The organism is Streptomyces roseirectus, from assembly GCF_014489635.1.
GTDB lineage: Bacteria > Actinomycetota > Actinomycetes > Streptomycetales > Streptomycetaceae > Streptomyces > Streptomyces roseirectus.
This window is the reverse complement of sequence record NZ_CP060828.1, coordinates 7,262,754-7,283,885: the sequence shown is the minus strand read 5'-3', so window position 1 is coordinate 7,283,885 and position 21,132 is coordinate 7,262,754. Positions and strand designations below refer to the sequence as shown.

The following is a 21,132-nucleotide window of genomic DNA, read 5'->3' as shown; positions in this document are numbered from 1 at the left end:
GGCAGCCATGACTGACACAGCGGTGGCGTGGGAGGCCCTGGGCGGGGATCCGGGGCTGGTGGCCGGGGTCTCGGTGACCGGGCGGGAGGGCGTGCTGGTCTCCCGGCTGCCCGTACGGCGGCTCGCGCGGGCCTGTGTCGGCGCGTGCGCGCTGGCCGCCGCCGAACTCACCGCCCGGCGGGCGGGACTGGCCGGCGTACCGGCCGTCCACGTCGACGACGGGGCCGTCGCGGCGGCGTTCGTCAGCGAACGCCATCTGCTGGTCGGCGGGCGCGCGCCCGTGTCGTTCGCCCCGCTGTCACGGTTCTGGCGGACCCGGGACGGGTGGGTGCGGACCCACGCCAACTACCCCCATCACCGGGCGCGGTTGCTGCGCGCCCTGGACGTGTCCTCGGACTCCCCCGACGCCGTCGCGGCGGCGCTGGCCGAGCGGTCGTCCCTGGAGGCCGAGGAAGCCGTGTACGGGGCCGGGGGGCTCGCTGTGGCGTCGCGTACGCGGGAGGAGTGGGCGGGGCATGCGCAGGCGGCCGAGGTGGGGCGGCGGGCGCTGGTGGAGTGGGGACGGACGGGGGTGTGGGAGGGCGACGGTTTTCGCGGTGAGGTGCACGCACGCGTGGGCGGCGGTTTCGACGGGCGTGACGGGCTGCCTCTGTTGCCCGCCGCCGGGCTCCGGGTGCTCGATCTGACCCGGGTCATCGCCGGGCCCGTCGCGACGCGGACGCTCGCGCTGCTCGGGGCGGACGTGCTGCGGGTGGACGCGCCGGAGCCGGCCGAGCTGGCGGACCAGCATGCGGACACGGGGTTCGGGAAGCGGTCCGCGCGGCTCGATCTGCGGGTCGGCGGGGAGGTGTTCGAGGAGTTGCTGGCCTCGGCGGACGTCGTCGTCACCGGGTACCGCCCCCGCGCGCTGGACCGGTTCGGCCTCTCCCCCGAGGCGCTGGCCGAGCGGCGTCCCGGCCTGATCGTCGCTCAGCTGTCGGCGTGGGGCGCGTACGGGCCCTGGGGCGAGCGGCGGGGGTTCGACAGCCTCGTCCAGGCGGCGACGGGCATCGCGGACACCGAGGGCGACGGCGAGCGACCCGGCGCGCTGCCCGCGCAGGCGCTGGACCACGGCACGGGGTACCTGCTGGCCGCCGGGGTGCTCAGGGCGGTCACCGAGCGCACGTACGGCGACGGGCAGGGGCGAGTCCTGCGGCTGGCCCTGGCCCGCACCGCCGCCTGGCTCCTGGCGGACGGCACGACCGACGCCCCCGCGCACGAGACGTCCGGCGCCCCCGCGCGCGAGACCCCCGACCCCGCCCCCTGGCTCACCGAACGGGACAGCCCCCTCGGACGGCTCCGGTACGCGCGCTCGCCGGTGACCTTCGAGGGCGGCCCGGTGGACTGGGCCCGGCCGCCGGGGCGGTGGGGGCAGGACGCGGCGCGGTGGGCGTGAGGGGCGCGGCCTGGGCGTGACCACGCCGGGGCGCACGCCCCTGGGGGCCTGACGGTGTGGCACACGTACGCGAGCCCCTGAGGTGACGGGGAGTCGGCCGTGCGGTTCGCCGCGCGCGTACGCGTGCTGGACGCGCAGCGCCAGGAGCCGGCCCCGGACGCGGCAGTGTCGCCACCGGCCGCGCGGACAGCGGGAGTTGCCGGGCCCCGTGCACGGCGGGACGGCCCCGCAGGGGGCGAGCGGCGAGGTCTACCGGTCACTGCCGGCGCCGTTCACGGCGGGCGGTCCGGGCCCCGCTCGGGGGTGAGGTGACAGGGCTGTCGGTGGGGGCCCGTATCCTCGTGAACCATGCTCGAAGACCGTACGCTCGCCGCCTCGTCGCCCGTTGATTGGCCTGACGTGTACCCGCAGGGGTACGCGGTGGTCGACGTGGAGACCACCGGGCTCGCCCGTGACGACCGGATAGTGTCGGCGGCGGTCTACCGGCTGGACGCGCGCGGGGAGGTCGAGGACCACTGGTACACGCTGGTCAACCCGGAGCGGGATCCGGGGCCGGTGTGGATCCACGGGCTGACGAGTGACGTGCTCGAAGGGGCGCCGCTGTTCGCGGAGGTCGCGGAGGAGTTCTCGCGGCGTCTGGAGGGCCGGGTGCTGGTGGCGCACAACGCGGTGTTCGACTGGCAGATGATCGCCCGTGAGTACGCGCGCGCGAAGCGCGAGGCGCCGGTGCGGCAGCGGCTGTGCACGATCGTGCTGAGCAAGGAGTTGGGCCTGCCGCTGCCCAACCACAAGCTGGAGACGCTGGCCGCGCACTTCGGCGTCGTGCAGCAGCGCGCGCACCACGCGCTCGACGACGCGCGCGTGCTCGCGGAGGCGTTCCGGCCGAGTCTGCGGGCCGCCGCCGCGCGCGGGGTGCGGCTGCCGCTGCACGAGTGCCGGCCGCTGACGGAGTGGCAGGACCGGCCGGCGTCGCCGTTGATCGGGCGGCAGGCGGGCGGGTACCGGCCGTCCAGTTGGCGGCCGTCCCGCAAGCGGCCCGCCTGCCCGTACCCGAACCCCGGGCGGTTCGAGGACGGCAAGCCGCTCAAGCAGGGCATGCGGATCGCGTTCTCCGGCGACACCTCGACCGAGCGGGAGCTGCTGGAGGACCGCGCGGCAGAGGCCGGTCTGCACGTCTCGACGTCCATCTCCCGGCTCACCAGCCTCCTGGTGACCAACGACCCGGACTCGGGCACCTCGAAGGTCGTCAAGGCCCGCCAGTTCGGCACGCCGGTCGTCGACGAGGCCGCGTTCGGCCAGCTCCTGCGGGACGTCGCGCCGGCCGACGGCCCGTAGGCGCTAGGGGCGGGGCAGCGAGGTGTTGGTGATCGGCAGTGTCTGGTGCGCGCCCGTGATGTAGAGGTCCGTCGGGGCGGTGCGCAGGGCGAACGTGCCGTCGTACCCGCGCACACGTACGGACATCACGAAGAAGCCGTCCTCCTCGGCGGTGACCTTCACCCGGTACTGGCCCTCCCAGTAGGTCTGGAGGAAGACCTCGGTGCCCTCGGGTTCGACGCCCTTGGGGAGGGTGACCTTGCCCTGGACGGTGAGGATGTCGCCCGTCTTCACCTTCTTCTTGTTGACCTGGTAACTCACGGAACTGGGCCGGGTCTTGAGGTTCACCGTGGTGTCCGCGTAGTAGCCGTCCTGCGGGGTGTTCGGGTCGCCGTCCTCGTCGAAGGAGGCGGTGATCCGCACCCGGGGCTGGACGTTGAGCAGGCTGCCGCCGGTCGTGTGGTCGATGGCGACGTCCGGGACGGTGAACGTGCCGGTGGCGTCGGTGACCGGGGTGCCGATGTCGTGGGTCTCGTAGTAGGTGGGGTCGATCGGGTCGCCCCAGGGGTTCCAGGTGGTGAAGAGGAGGGTCTCCCTGAGGGTGACGGGGATGCCGGCCGCGGGGGTGCCGTCGGCCTTGGTGACGGTGCCGGTGACGTCGACATAGCGCTCGGCGGTATTGGTGGTCGCCGGGGTGGTGGTCACGGTCAGCGTGTAGGCGCGGTCGGCGGCGGGCTTCGCCGAGGCGGTGGGGGCGGCCAGGGCGCCGGCGGCGAGCAGGAGCGCGGCGAGGGCGGTGAGGCGGGGTTTTCTGGGCACGGTGCGGCTCCGGGGTCTGTCGGGACGTCGGGAGTCGCGCCGGGCGGCACCGGTTCCGCCTCGGCGCGGTCGTGCTGCACACCCGGTTCGACCGGCGAGGGGGCCGCGCGGTTGTACCGGCGCGGGCACTGTTACACAGCGGCGGACCCCTGCCGGGTGCGGTCCGGGGACCGGGTTGTACGGTCGTGGGGTGTACCGCTTCCTGTTGTCCCGGCAGTGGGTGATCCTCACGCTGGTCGCCCTCGTCCTCATCCCTACGATGATCCGGCTGGGCATCTGGCAGATGCACCGGTACGAGGAGCGCCACGCCCGCAACGAACTGGTGGCGTCGGCCCTGCGCGCCGATCCGGTGCCGGTGGAGAAGCTGACGTCCCCCGGGCACGCGGTCACCCGTGAGGAGCGTTACCACTCCGTCACGGCGGTCGGCCGGTTCGACCCCGCGCGCGAGGTCGTCGTGCGCCGCCGGGTCAACGCGGACGACGAGGTCGGCTTCCACGTCCTCACGCCGCTCGTCCTGGCGGACGGCAAGGTCGTCCTGGTGAACCGGGGCTGGATCCCCGCCGACGGGCCCAGCCAGACGGCGTTCCCGAAGATCCCGGCGCCGCCCGCCGGGCAGGTCACCGTCACCGGGCGGCTGATGCCGGACGAGACGACCGCGGCGAGCGGCATCAAGAACCTCAAGGGCCTGCCCGACCGGCAGATCATGCTGATCAGCAGCGGGGAGGAGGCGCACCGGCTCGGCGCCCCCGTCCTCGGCGGCTACCTCGTCCTGACGTCCCCCGAGCCCCGGGGCGACACCCCTGAGCTGATCGGCAAGCCCGGCGACGAGAACGCGGCCCTCAACTACGCCTACGCCGTCCAGTGGTGGCTCTTCGCCGCCGGTGTCCCCGTCGGCTGGTACGTCCTGGTCCGCCGTGAGCGCCGCGACCGCGCCGAGGCCGCCGCGCAGCGGGACGGGACGGCGCCTGCGGAACCGGCGACGGTGTAGGCCCGCTCGGGCGTGCGGTTGATTGTTCCCGGCGTCCGGCGGGAAACCGGCCTCCATGCACCCGCGCATCGAGGACTACGCCGTCGTCGGCGATGAACAGACCGCCGCCCTGGTGGGCCGGGACGGGTCTGTGGACTGGCTGTGTCTGCCGCGTTTCGACTCGGCCGCGTGTTTCGCGCGGCTGCTGGGCGACGAGGGCAACGGGCACTGGAGGATCGCGCCGAAGGACGCCGACGGGGGCTGTTCCCGGCGCGCGTACCGGGGCGAGACGCTGGTCCTGGACACCGAGTGGGAGACCGGCGAGGGGGCGGTGCGGGTCACCGACTTCATGCCGCAGCGCGACCGGGCGCCCGATCTGGTGCGGATCGTGGAGGGGCTGCGGGGGCGGGTGACCGTGCGCAGCACGTTGCGGCTGCGGTTCGACTACGGGTCGATCGTGCCGTGGATGCGGCGCTCGGACGGCCACCGGGTCGCCGTCGCGGGGCCGGACTCGGTGTGGCTGCGCAGTGAGCCGCCGGTGCGCACGTGGGGCGAGGACTTCGGGACGCACGCGGAGTTCGAGGTCGCGCAGGGCGAGCGGGTGGCGTTCGTGCTGACCTGGCACCCGTCGCACGAACCGCATCCGCCCCGGGTGGACCCGTACGAGGCGCTGGCGGCCTCGTTGGAGGACTGGGGCGCCTGGTCGGCCCGTTGCCGCTACAAGGGGCCCTACAGGGCCGCTGTGACGCGTTCCCTGATCACGCTGAAGGCGTTGACGTACGCGCCGACGGGCGGCATCGTCGCCGCGCCCACGACGTCGCTGCCGGAGGAGCTGGGCGGCGTCCGCAACTGGGACTACCGGCACTGCTGGCTGCGCGACTCGACGCTCACCCTGGGCGCGCTGCTGTCGGCCGGGTACCACGAGGAGGCCGAGGCGTGGCACCGCTGGCTCCTGCGCGCGGTCGCCGGTGATCCGGCGGACCTCCAGATCATGTACGGCGTGGCGGGTGAACGCCGCCTGCCCGAGGAGGAATTGCCGTGGCTGTCGGGCTACGAGGGCTCGCGCCCCGTCCGGGTCGGCAACGGCGCCGTCGACCAGCTCCAGCTGGACGTGTACGGCGAGGTCATGGACTCCCTCGCGCTCGCGCGCGACTCGGGGATGCGGGCGCGCCCGCACGTGTGGGCGTTGCAGCACTCGCTCATGGAGTGGCTGCGTGAGAACTGGCGGCAGCCCGACGAGGGGCTGTGGGAGGTGCGGGGCGGGCGGCGGCACTTCACGCACTCGAAGGTGATGGTGTGGGTGGCCGCCGACCGCGCGGTACGCGCGCTGGAGGCCCATCCGCAGTTGCGCGGCGACCTCGACGGCTGGCGCGAGCTGCGCGACACCGTGCACCGGGAGGTGTGCGAGCGCGCCTACGACGCCGGGCGGAACACCTTCACGCAGTCCTACGGCTCGCCCGACCTCGACGCGGCCCTCCTGCTGATCCCCCGCGTCGGCTTCCTCCCGCCCGACGACCCGCGCGTGGTCGGCACCGTCGACGCCGTCCGCGAGGAGCTGGGCCACGACGGGCTGCTGCGCCGCTACAGCACCGACGGCACGACCGTCGACGGCCTCCCCGGCTCCGAGGGGACGTTCCTGGTGTGCTCGTTCTGGCTCGTCGACGCCCTCGACCTCACGGGCCGCCGCGCGGAAGCCCTCGCCCTGTTCGAGCGCCTGGTGGGCCTCACCAACGACGTCGGCCTGCTCGCCGAGGAGTACGACCCCGTCAGCGGCCGTCAGCTCGGCAACTTCCCGCAGGCGTTCAGCCACATCGGGCTGGTCAACTCGGCCCTCGCCCTGTTCGACGGCGAGCAGGCAGGATAGGGGCCATGGATCTTGGACTGAAGGACCGGGTGTACGTCGTCACGGGGGCCACGCGCGGGCTCGGCAACGCGGTTGCGCGCGAGCTGCTGGCGGACGGCGCGAAGGTGGTCGTCTCCGGGCGGGACGCCGATCGGGCCGCCGCCGCCGCGGCGGAGCTGGGCCCGGACGTCGTCGGGGTCGCCGTCGACAACGCGGACGCGGGCGCGCCGGAGCGGCTGATCGGCGCCGCGCGCGAGGCGTTCGGGGGGTTCGACGGGATCCTCGTCAGCGTGGGCGGGCCGCCGCCGGGGTTCGTCGCGGACAACACGGACGAGCAGTGGGAGGCCGCGTTCGAGTCCGTGTTCCTCGGTGCCGTGCGCCTCGCGCGCGCGGCCGCCGCCGAGCTGGAGGACGGGGGTGTGATCGGGTTCGTGCTGTCGGGGTCCGTGCACGAGCCGATCCCGGGGCTGACCATCTCCAACGGGCTGCGGCCCGGTCTCGCCGGGTTCGCCAAGTCCCTCGCGGACGAGCTGGGGCCGCGCGGGATCCGGGTCGTGGGGCTGCTGCCGGCGCGCATCGACACGGACCGGGTGCGGGAGCTGGACGCGCTGTCGGCGGACCCGGAGGCGACGCGGGCCGCGAACGAGTCGCGGATCCCGCTGCGCCGGTACGGGCGGCCGGAGGAGTTCGGGCGCACGGGCGCGTTCCTGCTGTCGCCGGCCGCCTCCTACCTGACGGGGATCATGCTTCCGGTGGACGGCGGGATGCGGCACGGCTTCTGAGCGGGCATCGGCGGCACGGTTTCCGGCCGGGTCTCAGCTGACCCGTTCCGCCTTGTGCTTCATCGCGCGCACCCGCACCTCCGCTGGGAGCGCCTTCAGCGCGGCCGAGTCGCGCGCGCGGGCCAGGGACTCGGTGATGAAGTGCCGCAGTGCCTCGCCCGGGGACGCGTGGGGTTCCACCCTCAGGTGGACCTGGGTCTGCGGGGCGTCCCGGCGGCCCGTGAGGTGCACGCGCGCGTGGGAGACGCCGTCGAGGTGGGCGGTCTGGGTCGCCAGGACGTTCTCCAGGGCGCTGCCGCGCAGGAGGGCCGATTCGCCGTCGCCGGTGTTGATCAGGACCTCGCCCAGGCGGCGCCGGCGCAGGTTGGCCGTCAGCCACCACAGGGCGAGCAGCACCAGCAGCGCGAGGCCGCCGAGGACGACCGGCCACCACCAGCTCTCCTCGCGCCAACGGGTGCGTTCGGCGGTGCTGAGCAGGACGTCGTGGGGGCCGTCGTGGAGCCACCAGGACGGCGGGTTCGCGCCCAGGCCGACGGCCAGGACGGCGCCGCCCAGCGTGAGCAGGGCGAGCCCGGTGAGGCCGATCAGGACGCGGTTGACGGTGCGGAGCATCGGGGTCACCCCTTCTTCCGTGGCGGCCGGCGCACGTGCGCCGAGAGGGCCGGCGGATGCGCGAGAGCGAGCCCGTCGAGCGCGGCCCCCAGGGTCGCTTCGAGGTCCGCGCGGACGTCGTCCAGGTCCCGGAAGTGGGACACCGCACGGACGTCGATACGGCGCCGTCCCATCCTGACGTGGACGGACTGGACGCCGGAGACCTCCATCGCGCGGTCGCGCAGGACGAGGGCGGCGGCGTCGCGGTGCAGGCCCGCGCGGACGTCCGGGTGGGTCGGGCGCATCGGCAGGACGTCGCGGTGGCCCGGCGTCACCGCGAGCACCAGGAGCAGCAGGCCCAGGGCGGCGGCGACACCCGCGCCGGTCAGCACCCAGGTGTCGTCCAGGGGCCGCTGGGCGAGCTGGTGGGCGAGTTCGCGGCGCCAGCGCATCGCGGGCCGGTCGGCGCGCACGGCGGCGATGTCGTACAGGAAGACGCCGGCGACGGCCAGGACGGCGAGGGCCGTGAGGGCGGCCGGCGCGCGCCGCACGGACCAGAAGCGGCGGACGGCCGCCGCCGGTGCCCCGGGCTCGTGCGGGGGCGTCTGTGGCCCGCTGTCGGGTTTCTCCAGGATCACCGGCAGCCGCTGGGTCGTGCCCTCGCTGCCGTGGGGTTCGCTCATCGCGTCCTCCCCTGTGCCTCGCCAGGTACCGGTGCCGGGTGGAGCCGTTCGACCGTGACGGCGACCTCGGGCACCTCCATTCCCACCAACGCGCGTACCCGCTCGACCACGAGTCGACGCACCTCGCGGCAGCGCGCCGCGATGTCGGTGGGGTAGTCGAGTTCGAGGGACACGCGTACGCGCGCGCGGTCGTGCGTGACGACCACCATGGCGTGCGGCGGGGCGGCGTCGGGCGGGAGGGGGCCGAGGGCTTCGCGGGCCGCCTGGGAGGCGATCTTCGCGACGACCCGGTCGGCGATCCGGGTCGCCCCGCGCTCCCCCGCCGCGACGGCGGACGTCATCGGCGCCGGTCGTCGCGCGAGCGCAGGAAGTCGCCGAGGTCCAGGTCCCCTTCGAGGAACCGGCCGACGACGAACCCGATGGCGCCGAGGGCGGCCACCAGGAGGAAGGCGCCGAATCCGCCGAAGTACCCGGCGAAGCCCAGCGCCATGCCGGCGATCATGCCGATCACGGCCCTGCTCATGTCTGCTCCCTCCGCGTCGCGGACGTCACTGGATCCGGGGTTCCGGCTCGTCGTCCTCTTCCTCGGGCAGCTTGACGTCGCTCACCGCGATGTTGACCTCGACGACTTCGAGGCCGGTCATCCGCTCGACGGCGGCGATCACGTTCTCGCGCACCGCGCGCGCGACGTCGGCGATCGAGACGCCGTAGTCGACGACGATCTCCAGGTCCAGCGCGGTCTGCACCTCGCCGACCTCGGCCTTCACGCCGCGCGAGACGGACTTGGAGCCGCCGGGCACGCGGTCGCGCACGGCGCCGAAGGTGCGGCTGAGGCCGCTGCCCATGGCGTGCACGCCGACGACGTCGCGCGCGGCGAGCCCCGCGATCTTCTCCACGACGCCGTCGGCGATCGTCGTGCGGCCCCTGGTCGCCGGGTCGCCGCCGCCCCGTTTGACGGTCTTGCGCGCCGTCTGTTCGGTCTCGCCGACGGGGCTCTGTGTCGTGTCGGTCATCTCCGCACGTCCCTTCCGGTCGGTCTGCCTCGACCTGTCCCACCGTAAGCGCGGTTGCCCGCTCGCGCTCCGGGGATGCGGCAGGCTGGAGGAATGACTGCGGAGCAGCACTGGCGGCAGACGGTCCGCCATCACCTCGGACTCGGCAGGTACCTCCCGCTGGGCGGCCCGCGCGACGGCTGCTGGATCGCGGAGAGCGCGGCGGAGACGGCCCTGCGGCGGGCGCTCGCGGGCCAGGTGTCCGGCGTGCGCCTGGGCCCCCTGCGCCTGTCCCTGACGGACCCCCAGGACGCGCCCGCCCCTGTCGTCCCGCCACCCGCGAGCGCCCTCCCGCCGGGCCCGCTGCGCCTGTCCGCCGAGTTCTCCTCCCGCCCGACGGACCCCCTCCCCACGGCCGCCGCCCGCCTGCGTGCCGCCCTCGCGGCAGCGACGTCGGAACGGGTCGGTCTCGTCGTCACGGAGATCGACCTCCACGTGACGGGCCCCCTGGACGACGTCCCTGAACCGGAGGGCGATCCAGAGGGTGCCCTCGCGCCGCTCCCCGCCTGGACGGGCCCTCAGGACGACGCGCTCGCCGGGGTACCGGGTGTCCTGGGCGGCACCGTCCACAACGAGGAGCGGGCCGGCACCCAGTCACTGCCGGGGCTCCACGCGCGCGTGGAGCTCGCCGTCCGCGTGGACCTGCGGATCCTGGACGTCGCCAGAGCGGCTCGCGCGGCGGTACAGCGGCTGCCGGGGAGCCCCACGGCGGCGGTGCTGGTGACGGCCGTGGGGTGACGGAGACGCCGGGAAACCCCGAAGCGCCCCGAAGCCCGGGGGCTACTCCCCCAGCCCCGCCAGGTCCCTCAGCCGGCGTGCCTGGGAGGCGCGTTCGGCGGCGCGCTGTTCGTCGTAGGAGCGTCCGGCGGCGCCCTGGAGCAGCGCCTTGGTCTCCACGACGGCGTCGCGCGGGGCCGCCAGGAGGGCCGCCGTCAGGTCCTTGACGGCGGCGTCCAGGCCGGCCGCCGGGACGACCGTGTTGGCCAGGCCGATGCGCAGGGCTTCCTCGGCGTGGACGTAACGGCCCGTCAGGCAGATCTCGGCGGCGCGGCCGTAGCCGACCAGGGAGACCAGGGGGTGGGTGCCCGTGAGGTCGGGGACCAGGCCCAGGCTGGTCTCGCGCATGGCGAACTGCACGTCGTCGGCGACGACGCGCAGGTCACAGGCGAGGGCGAGCTGGAAGCCCGCACCGATGGCGTGTCCCTGGACAGCGGCGACGGACACGACGTCGCTGCGCCGCCACCAGGTGAAGCCCTCCTGGAACTCGGCGATGGCGGCGTCGAGTTCGGCGTCGTCACCGCGTGCGAGATCGATGAAGGAGCGTTCGCCCTCGATGCCTTCGGGCGTGAACATCTGCCGGTCGAGGCCGGCGGAGAAGGACTTGCCCTCACCGCGCAGCACCACGACGCGGACGGTGCCCGGCAGGGCACGCCCGGCCTCGGCGAGCGCCCGCCACATCGCGGGGCTCTGCGCGTTGCGCTTGGCCGGGTTGGTCAGCGTCACCGTGGCGAGCGTGTCGTCGACGGTGAGCCGTACGCCGTCCTTGTCCAGTGCCGGTGCGAGCGAAGCCATGGGGCGCCTCCGATGGGTGCGGTCACCTCAGTGAAACGTAAGTGACTGCACAGTAACCACCCGGTCGGTCAGTACGCCGACCGGGTGGTCACCATCGAGAACGACGGCCCACCCGACCTCAGGACGAGGCGGCCTTCTTGCCCCGGGTCGCGCCGCCACGCCCACGGAGCGTGACGCCCGACTCGCTGAGCATCCGGTGGACGAAGCCATACGAGCGGCCGGTCTCTTCGGCCAGCGCCCGGATGCTCGCACCGGAGTCGTACTTTTTCTTCAGGTCTGCCGCGAGCTTGTCGCGCGCGGCGCCGGTCACCCGGCTGCCCTTCTTCAGAGTCTCGGCCACCCGTGCCTCCTCATGGGAAGTGCGCTCTGGTCCCCTCATGATCACCCCTCCCGGGCTTCCTGGCCACCCATTCGGCAAGGTCCGTGGGCGACGGTTTTGACGACAGGAGTCCGTCTCCACAATCGGAATCTTGACTTCCGCACGGCCGTGTCCGCCCGGTCGAACGCCACATTGCGTGAATACGCAGGTCAGAGAGACAAGAAAGCCGACCCCTCGGCAACGTGCGTCGCCAAAGGGGTCGGCCGGGAAAAGCGGAACGGACACACCTCGATACGAGGAGATCTCACACAGATGATGGATCACCGGTAGGCCGAATGATCCATACTCAGTGGATCATCCATTCGATCAAGCCAGGGCGACGAGATCCGCGTAGTCCGCGCCCCACAGGTCCTCCACGCCGTCCGGCAGCAGGATGATCCGCTCGGGCTGCAGCGCCTCCACGGCGCCCTCGTCGTGGGTGACGAGGACGACGGCGCCCTTGTAGGTGCGCAGCGCGCCCAGAATCTCCTCGCGCGAGGCCGGGTCGAGGTTGTTGGTGGGCTCGTCGAGCAGCAGGACGTTCGCCGAGGAGACGACCAGCGTCGCGAGCGCGAGGCGGGTCTTCTCACCGCCGGACAGCACGCCGGCCGGCTTGTCGACGTCGTCCCCGGAGAACAGGAACGAGCCGAGCACCTTGCGGACCTCGACGAGGTCCAGGTCCGGCGCGGAGGAGCGCATGTTCTCCAGGACCGAGCGCTCCGGGTCCAGCGTCTCGTGCTCCTGCGCGTAGTAGCCGAGCTTGAGGCCGTGCCCGGGGACGACCTGGCCGGTGTCGGGCTTCTCGACGCCGCCGAGCAGGCGCAGCAGGGTCGTCTTGCCGGCGCCGTTGAGGCCCAGGATGACGACGCGGGAACCCTTGTCGATGGCGAGGTCGACGTCCGTGAAGATCTCCAGGGAGCCGTACGACTTCGACAGACCCTCCGCCATCAGCGGGGTCTTGCCGCAGGGCGCGGGCTCGGGGAAGCGGAGCTTGGCGACCTTGTCGGAGACGCGGACGGCCTCCAGGCCCGCGAGCAGCTTGTCGGCGCGGCGGGCCATGTTCTGCGCGGCGACCGTCTTGGTGGCCTTGGCGCGCATCTTGTCGGCCTGCGAGTGCAGGGCGGCGGCCTTCTTCTCGGCGTTCTGCCGCTCGCGCTTGCGGCGCTTCTCGTCGGCCTCGCGCTGCTGCTGGTAGAGCTTCCAGCCCATGTTGTAGACGTCGATCTGGGCGCGGTTGGCGTCCAGGTAGAACACCTTGTTGACGACCGTCTCGACGAGGTCCACGTCGTGGGAGATGACGATGAAGCCGCCCCGGTACGTCTTCAGGTAGTCGCGCAGCCAGACGATGGAGTCGGCGTCGAGGTGGTTCGTGGGCTCGTCCAGCAGGAGCGTGTCGGCGTCCGAGAACAGGATCCGGGCCAGCTCGACGCGGCGGCGCTGGCCGCCGGAGAGGGTGTGCAGGGGCTGGCCGAGGACGCGGTCGGGGAGGTTCAGGGCGGCGGCGATCGTCGCGGCCTCCGCCTCGGCCGCGTACCCGCCCTTGGTCAGGAACTCGGTCTCCTGGCGCTCGTACTGGCGCAGGGCCTTGTCGCGGGTGGCGCCGGTGCCGTTGGCGATGCGCTGCTCGTTGTCGCGCATCTTGCGGATCAGGGTGTCCAGGCCGCGCGCGGAGAGGATGCGGTCGCGGGCGAGGACGTCGAGGTCGCCGGTGCGGGGGTCCTGGGGGAGGTAGCCGACCTCGCCGGAGCGGGCGACCTGGCCGGCGGCGGGCTGGCCCTCGCCGGCCAGGACCTTCGTCAGGGTCGTCTTGCCCGCGCCGTTGCGGCCGACGAGGCCGATGCGGTCGCCCTTGGCGACGCGGAAGGTGGCGTTCTCGATGAGGATGCGGGCGCCTGCGCGCAGTTCGATACCGGAGGCGGAGATCACGGACAGACTCCAGGGCTGAATGGGGGCTGGACGAGGGTGTGCGGACGATCCCGTCGTCTAATGCGCGAGGAGAATGGCCATGGGTTCAGTCTAACGGGGGCCCGCAAGCGGTTTTGGCGGCGGCGGGGCGTGCGCCGTCCGGGTGTACCGGGCGGGCGGGGGCGGGGCGCGGGGCGCAGGCTGGGGGCATGCAGTTCGACGACGACGCGCCGCTGGACACCTCCGAGGTGCAGGACGTGCGCGGAAGCCGGATCCCCGGCGGGCGGGCCACCGTGGGCGGCGGGATCGCCGGGGTGATCGCCCTCCTGCTCGCGCTGTTCCTCGGGGTCGGCCCCGACCAGCTCGGGCTCTCCTCCGGAGGTGACGGACCCAGCTCCGTCGCGTCCCCGCTCGCGCAGGTGCAGGAGACCTGCCGCAGCGGGCGGGACGCGAACACGCGGGACGACTGCCGGATCGTCGCCGTCGTCAACAGCGTGCAGGACTACTGGCGTACGGAATTCCGTGCGCGGGGGCGCGCGTACACGGCGTCGCCGACCGTCCTGTTCAGTGGGCGGGTCAGCACCGCGTGCGGGGCCGCCTCCTCCGCCGTCGGGCCGTTCTACTGTCCCGGGGACCGCAAGGTCTATCTCGACCTCGGGTTCTTCGACGAGCTGCGGACGAAGTTCGGGGCGAGCGGGGGTTCCTTCGCGCAGGCGTACGTCGTCGCGCACGAGTACGGGCACCACGTCCAGGATCTGCTGGGCACCCTCACGCGCGCGCAGGACGGGCGCACGGGCGCGGACAGCAACGCCGTACGGGTCGAGCTGCAGGCCGACTGCTACGCCGGGGTGTGGGCCCACCACGCCACCACGACGCCGGACCCGGCCACCGGGCGCCCGCTGATCGCCCGGCTCACGGACGCGGACGTCCAGGACGGGCTGGACGCGGCCGCCGCCGTCGGGGACGACCGCATCCAGGAGCGGTTCCAGGGCCGGGTCACGCCCGAGTCCTGGACGCACGGCTCGGCTGCCCAGCGGCAGCAGTGGTTCGCCACCGGGTACCGGAGCGGTGACATGGACCGCTGCGACACGTTCCGCTGAGCGGGGCCGGTCAGCTGCCGCCGGTGTGGACCTGGAAGGCCGCCCTGCGGACCGCCTTGGCCAGGGCCGGGTCCGGGTGGGCCGCCGCCAGGGCCACCAGGACCTGGACGGTGCGGGGGTGGCCGACCGCCCGGACCTCGGTGAGGAGGGCGGGGACGGTGGGCTGGAGGGCGGATTCGAGGTGGCGGACCAGCATGGGGGCCTCGCCGTGGTCGGCCACCGCGGCCGCCGTGTCCACCCAGAGCCAGGTGGCTTCCTCCCGGGTGAGGACTTCGTGGGCGTCCTCGGGGTCGACGCCGTCGTGTTCGGCGAGCCACAGGAGCGCGTAGGGGCGCAGGGCGGGTTCGTCGACGACGGCGCGGACGTCCGGTTCGGCGGGGGCGCCCACGACGCGCAGGGCTTCGAAGGCGAGGCCCCGCAGGAGGGCGTCCTCGCCTCGCGCGGCGACCAGGAGTTCCGTCACCGCGCTGCCCACGGTGCGCGCCGCCAACCAGGCGCGGTACTCGGCGCGGGCCGCGTTCGGGCGGAGCTGGGCGCAGCCGCGCAGCATGTCCTCGGCGGCCTGCTCGATGTTCCCGGCGGGGCTCTGCGCGGCCACGCAGATCTGCTCCAGCTTCACCCAGGTCGCCCAGCTGCCCAGCGGGGTCAGGGTCGCCTGGCCCTCGCCACAGGTCAGCGCGCCGACGGAGGCGAGGGCGTGGAGGGCCCAGTCGAGGAGGGGGGCGAGTTCGGCGGGGTCGAGCGCGGGGGCCGTCTCGGCGGGGGTGCCGGCGGTGGTGGCGAGGCCGGCGGGCGCGACGGTGCTTCCGGGCGCGCCGACTGCGGCGGCGGTCGTGTCCGTGTCCTGGGCGTCCTGGGCGAGTCCGATGAACCCGGCGGGTACGACGGCCTCCCCCGCCGTGTCTCCGGTCGTGTCTGCGGCCGCGTCTATGTCCTCGCCGGTCCCCTCGGTCTCACCGAGGCCGGCGCTCTGGCCGTAGGGCACCTCGCAGCGTTCCGTGCGGAGTTCCGTCACGCGCTGGGCGAGGAGGTCGAGGAGCTGGTCGACCGGGACGGGACCGGCGGAGAGCTGGAGGAAGGAGAGGACCTGCGGCATGGCCGAGACGACCTCGGCGACCGTGGAGGGCTCCTCGTCGGCCGGTTCGGGCGTCGCGAGGGACCACGCGTCGAAGAGGGCGACCCAGCCGCGCAGGACGGCGCTGTCGTCGCGGTCCCAGGCGCGCAGGCGCCAGCCGGGGCGGGCGCTCGCGCCGTGCACCTCGATGAGGCCGGCCAGCCGGGCGGTGTCCCAGTCGGCGCGGACGCGGTCGGGGGTCAGCCCGAGATCGCTCGCCGCGCGCTGCGCGGTCGCGTCGGAGAGGGTCGCCCGGTCGTCGATGGTCGCGGCGTCCTTGCCCGGTCCGAGGGCGTTGTCCGCCCAGCGGGCCACGCGGGCGGCGGCGGCCAGGCCCGAGCGAGCCATGCGGGCCAGTTCCGCCGGGGCCGGTGTGCCCTCCGGGGGGCGGGGCGCGGCGCGGCGCGGGCGCCGCTGGTTCACTGCTGAGGGGGCGGCGGCCAGGGGTCGCGGGCGGACGAGTCGAAGCCTGGAGTCGCGCGGGATACGGGACGTCACACGTGCAGTCTTCCGGTTGACGGTCCGAAAACCCAAACGGAATGTCACGGGCGGCTATGGGACTGGCCAACGCACGAGGCGCGGGGAGAGGGTGGAGGGGGTGCTCGGAACGGGGACGAGGCAAAGCGGAATCCCCGCTACCGGGGCTGTCGGGTGTGCCGGGACTCACACTGCCGGGGTGCGCGGGCCCGGCGGGGTCACGCCGTCAACTCGCCCGCGCCGCCGCGCACATCAACCTCGGGGGCCTGCCGTGCGTCTGTCACATCAGCGGCGTCAGAAACCTCCGCAGGGTCTCCTCGTACGCGCCGGGATCGGCGTTCCACATCGCCCCGTGCGGTGCGTCGCGCACCTCGTGGAGGGTGGCGAGGCCGGGGGTGCGGGCGACGAGGCGGCGGGAGAGGTCCCAGGGGGCGACGGTGTCGCCGGGGCCGTGGAGGACGAGGGTGGGGACGCCGGCCGGGAGGGCCAACTCGTCGGTCGGGGGCGCCTCGTGGTCGGCGAGGCGGCCCTGCGCGGCGCGGACCGCGAGCGGGAGCAGCGCGCCCGGGGTGTGGCGGGCGGCGGCCAGCGAGCGCAGCGTGGTGCGCCAGTCGAGCGCCGGGGAGTCGAGGACGAGGCCGGAGATCCGGGCGGCGGCGCCGGAGTGCGTGGCCGCGCGCAGGGCCATCGCCGCGCCGGTCGACCAGCCGAGGAGGATCACGCGGTCGGCGCCGCGCCCGAGGGCGTACCGGATCGCCGCGTCGACGTCGCGCCACTCGGTCGTCCCGAGGTGGTTGAGGCCGTCGGCGGGGCGGGGCGCGCCCTCGTCGCCCCGGTAGGCGGGGACGAGGACGGGGAAGCGGCGCCGGTGCAGGAAGCCGAGGACGTTCAGGGCGTGCGCGCGGCCCGCGCCGAGGCCGTGCACGGCGATCACCCAGGTGCGGCGGGCGCCGGGCACGAACCAGGCGGGCAGCGCGCCGAGTTCGCCGGGCATCTCGACGTCCGTGTGGTCGAGGCCGAGGGCCGTGGTGGGGTCGCCGGTGTGGAGGTCCGGGGTGAGGCGGACGGCCGTGCCGGGGGTCAGGGCGCCGTGGGAGACGCGTTCCAGGCGGCGGACGACCGTGTCGGCGTCGTGGGGCGCGTGCGGGAGGACGGGGCCGGTGACGGCGTGGACGCCGTCGCCGGTGAGGCCGTAGGTGCCGGGGCGCAGGGCGGCCAGGTCACGGGTGAGGGTGACCTGGCCGGCCGCCGTGCCGTGGACCGTCAGGCGCGGTTCGGTCGGCAGGGGGCGGCCGGGCGGGGCCTTCAGCGCGGCGTCGCTCGCCACCCGGCCCACGGCGACGCTCGCCGCGCCGGCTGCCACTGCTGCGGAGACGGCGACGGCCGTCGCTCTGACTGGGCGCACCCGTCCAGTGTCCGGGTGGTTCGCGGGTGGGGCCAGTGGACGTCCGGGGCCGTCAGGGCGTCGCCCGCTGGCCGTAGCGGCTCAGTTTGTCGCCCGCTTCCCGTACCTGGTCCGGGGTCAGGAGGCTCGGGGTGCGGCCGGGGACCGAGGAGGCGAGGAGCCAGAGGCGGGCCATCCATTCGAGTTGCGCGGAGTCGTTGAAGGCGCGCTCCAGGGTGGGGGCGTACGCCAGGGTGCCGTGGTTCTGGATCAGGCACGCCGTGCGCCCCTCCAGGGCCGTCCGGATGTGCTCGGCGAGCTGTTCGGTTCCGTAGGTCGCGTAGGGGGCGACGCGGACGGGGCCGCCGAGGGCGCCGGTCATGTAGTGGACCGGGGGGAGTTCGGGGACCAGGGTGGAGACGGCCGTGGCGTGGACGGAGTGGGTGTGGACGACGGCGCCGGCGTCGGTCGCGCGGTAGACCGTGAGGTGCATGGGGAGTTCGCTGGTCGGCTTCAGGGTGCCGAGGACCTGGTGGCCGTCGAGGTCGACACCGGTGATGTCGTCGGGGCCCAGGCGGTCGTAGGGGACGCCGGTGGGGGTGACGAGGACCACCTCGCCGACGCGGACCGACACGTTTCCTGACGTCCCCACGACCAGTCCGTCGGTGACCGTGCGGCGGGCCGTGGCGGTGAGGTCCCGCCACGCGGCGGCCTCTTCGGGGCGTGCTCGTCTCTGCTCTGCCATACGGGGGATTCTGCCGGGGTGGGCGCGCGTAGACAGTCCTGCCCTGAGCGACACCGTGACGCCCTGTTCAGTTCATCTTCCGTTCACCCAGGTTTCCTACGGTCGACCGGCCAATGACTTCGAACGATTGCCTGGGTAAATGGAAAACTTCTCGCTGATCCTCGCGATAGTGGTGATCACCGCTCTCGCGTTCGATTTCACGAACGGTTTCCACGACACCGCCAACGCGATGGCCACCACCATCTCGACCGGCGCACTGAGGCCCAAGGTGGCGGTGGCCATGTCCGCCGCGCTCAACCTTGTGGGAGCGTTTCTCTCCGTGGAGGTCGCCAACACGATCTCCAAGGGGCTCGTCGACGAAAGCGGTATACGTCCCGAGGTGATCTTCGCCGCCCTCGTCGGCGCGATCCTCTGGAATCTGCTGACCTGGCTGGTGGGCCTGCCCTCCAGCTCCTCGCACGCCCTCATGGGCGGCCTGATCGGCGCCACGCTGGCCTCGGCCGGCTCGGGCGCGGTGCACGGTGACGTGCTGGTCACGAAGGTGCTGATCCCGGCGGTCGCCGCCCCGATCGTCGCCGGTCTCGCCGCGATGCTCGCCACGCGGCTCTCGTACACCCTGGGCAGGAAGGCCGAAGGCAAGGCCGCCGAGAAGAGCTACCGGTTCGGGCAGATCGCCTCGGCCGGCCTGGTCTCCCTCGCGCACGGCACGAACGACGCGCAGAAGACGATGGGCATCATCACCCTCGCGCTCGTCGCGGGCGGCTCCCTCGCGCCCGACTCGGACCCGCCCACCTGGGTCATCCTCTCCGCGGGCCTCGCGATCGCGCTGGGCACCTACCTGGGCGGCTGGCGCATCATCCGCACGATGGGCAAGGGCCTCACCGACCTCCAGCCGCAGCAGGGCTTCGCGGCGCAGACGTCCGCCGCGACGGTCATCCTCGCCTCCTCCCACCTGGGCTTCTCCCTCTCCACCACGCACGCGGTCTCCGGGTCCGTGATGGGCGCGGGGCTCGGCCGCAAGGGCGGGGTCGTGCGCTGGTCGACGGCCACGCGCATGTTCGTCGCCTGGGGGCTGACGCTGCCGGCCGCCGCGCTGGTCGGCGCGCTCGCCGAGACCGTCACGGACCTCGGGGACTGGGGCACGGCCGCCGTCGCCGTCTTCCTCGTCGCCTCCAGCGCGGCGATCTGGAAGATCTCGCGGCGCGAGGTCGTCGACCACAACAACGTCAACGACACGGACGACGACGGCGCGGGTGCCGCGAGCGGGTCCGACGCCGGTACCGACGCCGGTGAGATCAAGGTCGTCATCCCCTCCCCCGTCGCCACCACCGACCCGGCCGCTCCCCCGGCCGCGACCGTCTGACCCCGAAGGACACCGCAACCATGAAGATCGACTGGTCCGCACTCGGCTCCGTCTTCGGTGTCAGCCTCGTCGTCACCGTCGGGCTCGTGACCCTCTTCACCCTCGGCGTGATGGGCCTGTCCCGGCACGAGCGGGCGCAGGCCGACGGCGGCTCGGCGGCGCTCGCGGTCACGGGCGCGTACGCGTGCTTCGCGGCGTGCCTGGGGGCCGTGGCGTACGGCATCAGCCTCATCGTGGCCTGAGCCGCACGGCGCCTTCCCAAACCCCGCACGGTGTATGCCGTGCGGGGTTTCATGTGGGGTTCTGCACACTCCGCTCTCGCAGGTCAACGGTGAGTTGACGGCTGTTTGAGGGGCGTGGTGGACTGCCGGGGCCATGTACGGCGGCCAGGGAGGAAGACCGGTGCGAATCCGGCGCGGTCCCGCCACTGTGACCGGGGTAGTCATCCCCGGGAGCCAGGAACTCCCACCGCCGGTCTCGTCGAACCAGGGCGTGGACACCCTGAGTGAGGACATAACGCGATGCTCGGCCGCCGTTTGAGGTACCGCCCCCGACCGCTGCCCGCCCCCGCGGCCGGCTGAGCCGATGGGTGCCGATCGCCTCTACGCGTACGGCGCCGCCGCCGGACTCCTCGGTGACCTGGTGCTCGGCGATCCCCGCCGGGGGCATCCGGTCGCCGCGTTCGGGCGTGCCGCGGGCGCTGTGGAGAAGGCGCTGTGGCGCGACCACCGGGGGTGGGGTGCGCTGCACACGGCCGTCTGCGCGGGCGGCGCGGTCCTGCTCGGCGCGGCGGCCTCCGCTGCCGTACGCCGCTCCCCCGCCGCTTCCCTCGCCCTGACCGGCGCCGCCACCTGGGCGGTCGTCGGCGGCACCTCGCTGGCGCGCGAGGCCCGGCACATCGGGCGGGCGCTGGAGGCCGGGGACGTCGAGGCGGCGCGGGCCCGGCTGCCGCACCTGTGCGGGCGCGACCCGCAGGCGCTGGACGCGGACGGGATCGCGCGGGCCGTCGTGGAGTCGGTCGCCGAGAACACGTCCGACGCGGTCGTGGGCGCGCTGGTGTGGGGGGCCGTCGGCGGAGTGCCGGGGCTGCTCGGGTTCCGGGCCGTCAACACGCTCGACGCGATGGTCGGGCACAAGTCGCCCCGCCTGCGGCGGTTCGGGTGGGCGTCCGCGCGTCTCGACGACGTCGCCGGGTGGCCGGGGGCGCGGCTGACGGCCGTGCTGGCCTGTGCCGCCGGGGACGATCCCCGGGGGGCCGTACGGGCGTGGCGGGCGGACGCCGGGAAGCATCCGAGCCCCAACGCCGGGCCCGTGGAGGCGTCGTTCGCCGGGGCGCTCGGGGTGCGGATGGGCGGCACGCTGTCGTACGCGGGGCGGGTGGAGCACCGGCCCGTGCTGAACGGGGACGGGCGGGCCGTCGGCGTGCCGGACATCGAGCGGGCGGTGCGGCTGTCCCGCCGGGTGAGCTGGCTGGCGCTGGGGGCGACGGTCGCCGGGCGGATGGTGGCCGGGGCGGCGTTGAGCGGGGGTTCGGGGCGAGGGGCGGCTGGGGCCTCATCGGCTGGGAGCCCGCGGCGGGGCTCGGGCACGGCGGCACGTGCGGTGTGCGCGGCCCTGGTGGCGGGTGC

Annotated in this window: 21 protein-coding genes, 1 pseudogene and 1 riboswitch; of the genes and pseudogenes, 10 read left to right on the top strand and 12 right to left on the bottom strand. The window is 74.1% G+C overall.

Annotated features, from left to right (window positions below):
- The first annotated feature begins 7 nt into the window (after positions 1–7).
- Together IAG44_RS31285 and IAG44_RS31280 are read left to right on the top strand one after the other, a co-directional pair.
- Entirely contained in the window at positions 8–1,435 is a 1,428-nt protein-coding gene (locus tag IAG44_RS31285) for a CoA transferase (protein ID WP_187750433.1), read from the top strand.
- 348 nt (positions 1,436–1,783) lie between these two features.
- A complete protein-coding gene (locus IAG44_RS31280; protein ID WP_187750432.1) occupies positions 1,784–2,770 on the top strand; it encodes a DEDDh family exonuclease in 987 nt (328 codons plus the stop codon).
- Positions 2,771–2,773: 3 nt separating this feature from the next.
- On the opposite strand, the gene IAG44_RS31275 is transcribed toward IAG44_RS31280, so the two are convergent.
- On the bottom strand, positions 2,774–3,568 hold the full coding sequence (locus IAG44_RS31275) for an acyl carrier protein (RefSeq protein ID WP_187750431.1): 795 nt from the start codon (positions 3,566–3,568) through the stop codon (positions 2,774–2,776).
- A gap of 190 nt (positions 3,569–3,758) precedes the next feature.
- Between IAG44_RS31275 and IAG44_RS31270 the strand changes: the two genes are divergently transcribed.
- The 3 genes from IAG44_RS31270 to IAG44_RS31260 are packed head-to-tail and all read left to right on the top strand — an operon-like array spanning position 3,759 to position 7,160.
- Positions 3,759–4,556, top strand: a complete 798-nt coding sequence (locus IAG44_RS31270) for an SURF1 family cytochrome oxidase biogenesis protein (protein WP_187750430.1) — start codon at positions 3,759–3,761, stop codon at positions 4,554–4,556.
- Between the two features lie 55 nt (positions 4,557–4,611).
- Positions 4,612–6,399, top strand: a complete 1,788-nt coding sequence (locus tag IAG44_RS31265) for a glycoside hydrolase family 15 protein (RefSeq protein WP_187750429.1) — start codon at positions 4,612–4,614, stop codon at positions 6,397–6,399.
- Between the two features lie 5 nt (positions 6,400–6,404).
- Positions 6,405–7,160, top strand: coding sequence for an SDR family oxidoreductase (locus IAG44_RS31260; protein WP_187750428.1), 756 nt, complete (start codon positions 6,405–6,407; stop codon positions 7,158–7,160).
- Positions 7,161–7,193: 33 nt separating this feature from the next.
- Here IAG44_RS31260 and amaP read toward each other — a convergent pair whose 3' ends face one another.
- From amaP to IAG44_RS31235, 5 genes are read right to left on the bottom strand one after another with little or no spacing between them, the layout of a single operon-like run.
- Positions 7,194–7,772, bottom strand: a complete 579-nt coding sequence (gene amaP / locus IAG44_RS31255; protein ID WP_187750427.1) for an alkaline shock response membrane anchor protein AmaP — start codon at positions 7,770–7,772, stop codon at positions 7,194–7,196.
- Between the two features lie 5 nt (positions 7,773–7,777).
- Positions 7,778–8,434 (bottom strand): DUF6286 domain-containing protein, encoded by a 657-nt coding sequence (locus tag IAG44_RS31250; protein ID WP_187750426.1) that lies wholly within the window; start codon positions 8,432–8,434, stop codon positions 7,778–7,780.
- Positions 8,431–8,775 carry an Asp23/Gls24 family envelope stress response protein gene (locus IAG44_RS31245; RefSeq protein WP_187750425.1) on the bottom strand — a complete coding sequence of 115 codons (345 nt, stop codon included), beginning with the start codon at positions 8,773–8,775 and terminating at the stop codon, positions 8,431–8,433. The genes IAG44_RS31250 and IAG44_RS31245 overlap by 4 nt, the downstream gene beginning before the upstream one ends.
- Entirely contained in the window at positions 8,772–8,957 is a 186-nt protein-coding gene (locus IAG44_RS31240; RefSeq protein ID WP_055722138.1) for a hypothetical protein, read from the bottom strand. The genes IAG44_RS31245 and IAG44_RS31240 overlap by 4 nt, the downstream gene beginning before the upstream one ends.
- Before the next feature lie 25 nt (positions 8,958–8,982).
- The gene (locus tag IAG44_RS31235; protein WP_187750424.1) at positions 8,983–9,447 is read right to left on the bottom strand and encodes an Asp23/Gls24 family envelope stress response protein; all 465 of its coding nucleotides are present in this window, start codon (positions 9,445–9,447) and stop codon (positions 8,983–8,985) included.
- Positions 9,448–9,540: 93 nt separating this feature from the next.
- Here IAG44_RS31235 and IAG44_RS31230 point away from each other — a divergent pair, with 93 nt between their 5' ends.
- Positions 9,541–10,224, top strand: a complete 684-nt coding sequence (locus tag IAG44_RS31230) for a nucleopolyhedrovirus P10 family protein (RefSeq protein ID WP_187750423.1) — start codon at positions 9,541–9,543, stop codon at positions 10,222–10,224.
- Positions 10,225–10,266: 42 nt separating this feature from the next.
- Here the strand turns inward: IAG44_RS31230 and IAG44_RS31225 are convergent, their stop codons facing one another.
- The 3 genes from IAG44_RS31225 to IAG44_RS31215 all read right to left on the bottom strand — a co-directional run bounded on the left by IAG44_RS31225 (position 10,267) and on the right by IAG44_RS31215 (position 13,342).
- On the bottom strand, positions 10,267–11,058 hold the full coding sequence (locus tag IAG44_RS31225; protein ID WP_187750422.1) for an enoyl-CoA hydratase/isomerase family protein: 792 nt from the start codon (positions 11,056–11,058) through the stop codon (positions 10,267–10,269).
- A 118-nt stretch (positions 11,059–11,176) separates the two neighbouring features.
- Positions 11,177–11,398 (bottom strand): helix-turn-helix domain-containing protein, encoded by a 222-nt coding sequence (locus IAG44_RS31220; RefSeq protein WP_004002281.1) that lies wholly within the window; start codon positions 11,396–11,398, stop codon positions 11,177–11,179.
- Between the two features lie 345 nt (positions 11,399–11,743).
- Positions 11,744–13,342: an ABC-F family ATP-binding cassette domain-containing protein gene (locus IAG44_RS31215; RefSeq protein WP_187750421.1), complete on the bottom strand. Its 1,599-nt coding sequence runs from the start codon at positions 13,340–13,342 to the stop codon at positions 11,744–11,746.
- A gap of 188 nt (positions 13,343–13,530) precedes the next feature.
- Between IAG44_RS31215 and ypfJ the strand changes: the two genes are divergently transcribed.
- Entirely contained in the window at positions 13,531–14,421 is an 891-nt protein-coding gene (gene ypfJ / locus IAG44_RS31210) for a KPN_02809 family neutral zinc metallopeptidase (protein ID WP_187750420.1), read from the top strand.
- A 10-nt stretch (positions 14,422–14,431) separates the two neighbouring features.
- On the opposite strand, the gene IAG44_RS31205 is transcribed toward ypfJ, so the two are convergent.
- The 3 genes from IAG44_RS31205 to IAG44_RS31195 all read right to left on the bottom strand — a co-directional run bounded on the left by IAG44_RS31205 (position 14,432) and on the right by IAG44_RS31195 (position 18,141).
- Complete coding sequence (locus IAG44_RS31205) at positions 14,432–15,883, bottom strand: hypothetical protein (RefSeq protein WP_187750419.1); 1,452 nt, start codon at positions 15,881–15,883, stop codon at positions 14,432–14,434.
- Positions 15,884–16,292: 409 nt separating this feature from the next.
- A complete protein-coding gene (locus IAG44_RS31200; RefSeq protein WP_187750418.1) occupies positions 16,293–17,417 on the bottom strand; it encodes an alpha/beta hydrolase in 1,125 nt (374 codons plus the stop codon).
- 52 nt (positions 17,418–17,469) lie between these two features.
- A complete protein-coding gene (locus tag IAG44_RS31195; protein WP_187750417.1) occupies positions 17,470–18,141 on the bottom strand; it encodes a class II aldolase/adducin family protein in 672 nt (223 codons plus the stop codon).
- A 139-nt stretch (positions 18,142–18,280) separates the two neighbouring features.
- Between IAG44_RS31195 and IAG44_RS31190 the strand changes: the two genes are divergently transcribed.
- The 3 genes and pseudogenes from IAG44_RS31190 to IAG44_RS31180 all read left to right on the top strand — a co-directional run.
- The gene (locus IAG44_RS31190) at positions 18,281–19,504 is read left to right on the top strand and encodes an inorganic phosphate transporter (RefSeq protein WP_187750416.1); all 1,224 of its coding nucleotides are present in this window, start codon (positions 18,281–18,283) and stop codon (positions 19,502–19,504) included.
- A gap of 20 nt (positions 19,505–19,524) precedes the next feature.
- The gene (locus IAG44_RS31185) at positions 19,525–19,746 is read left to right on the top strand and encodes a hypothetical protein (protein ID WP_055723602.1); all 222 of its coding nucleotides are present in this window, start codon (positions 19,525–19,527) and stop codon (positions 19,744–19,746) included.
- Between the two features lie 101 nt (positions 19,747–19,847).
- A riboswitch (cobalamin riboswitch) is annotated at positions 19,848–19,988 on the top strand.
- A 101-nt stretch (positions 19,989–20,089) separates the two neighbouring features.
- Positions 20,090–21,043 (top strand): annotated as a pseudogene (locus IAG44_RS31180) (cobalamin biosynthesis protein); the annotation flags it as partial.
- Positions 21,044–21,132 lie beyond the last annotated feature (89 nt).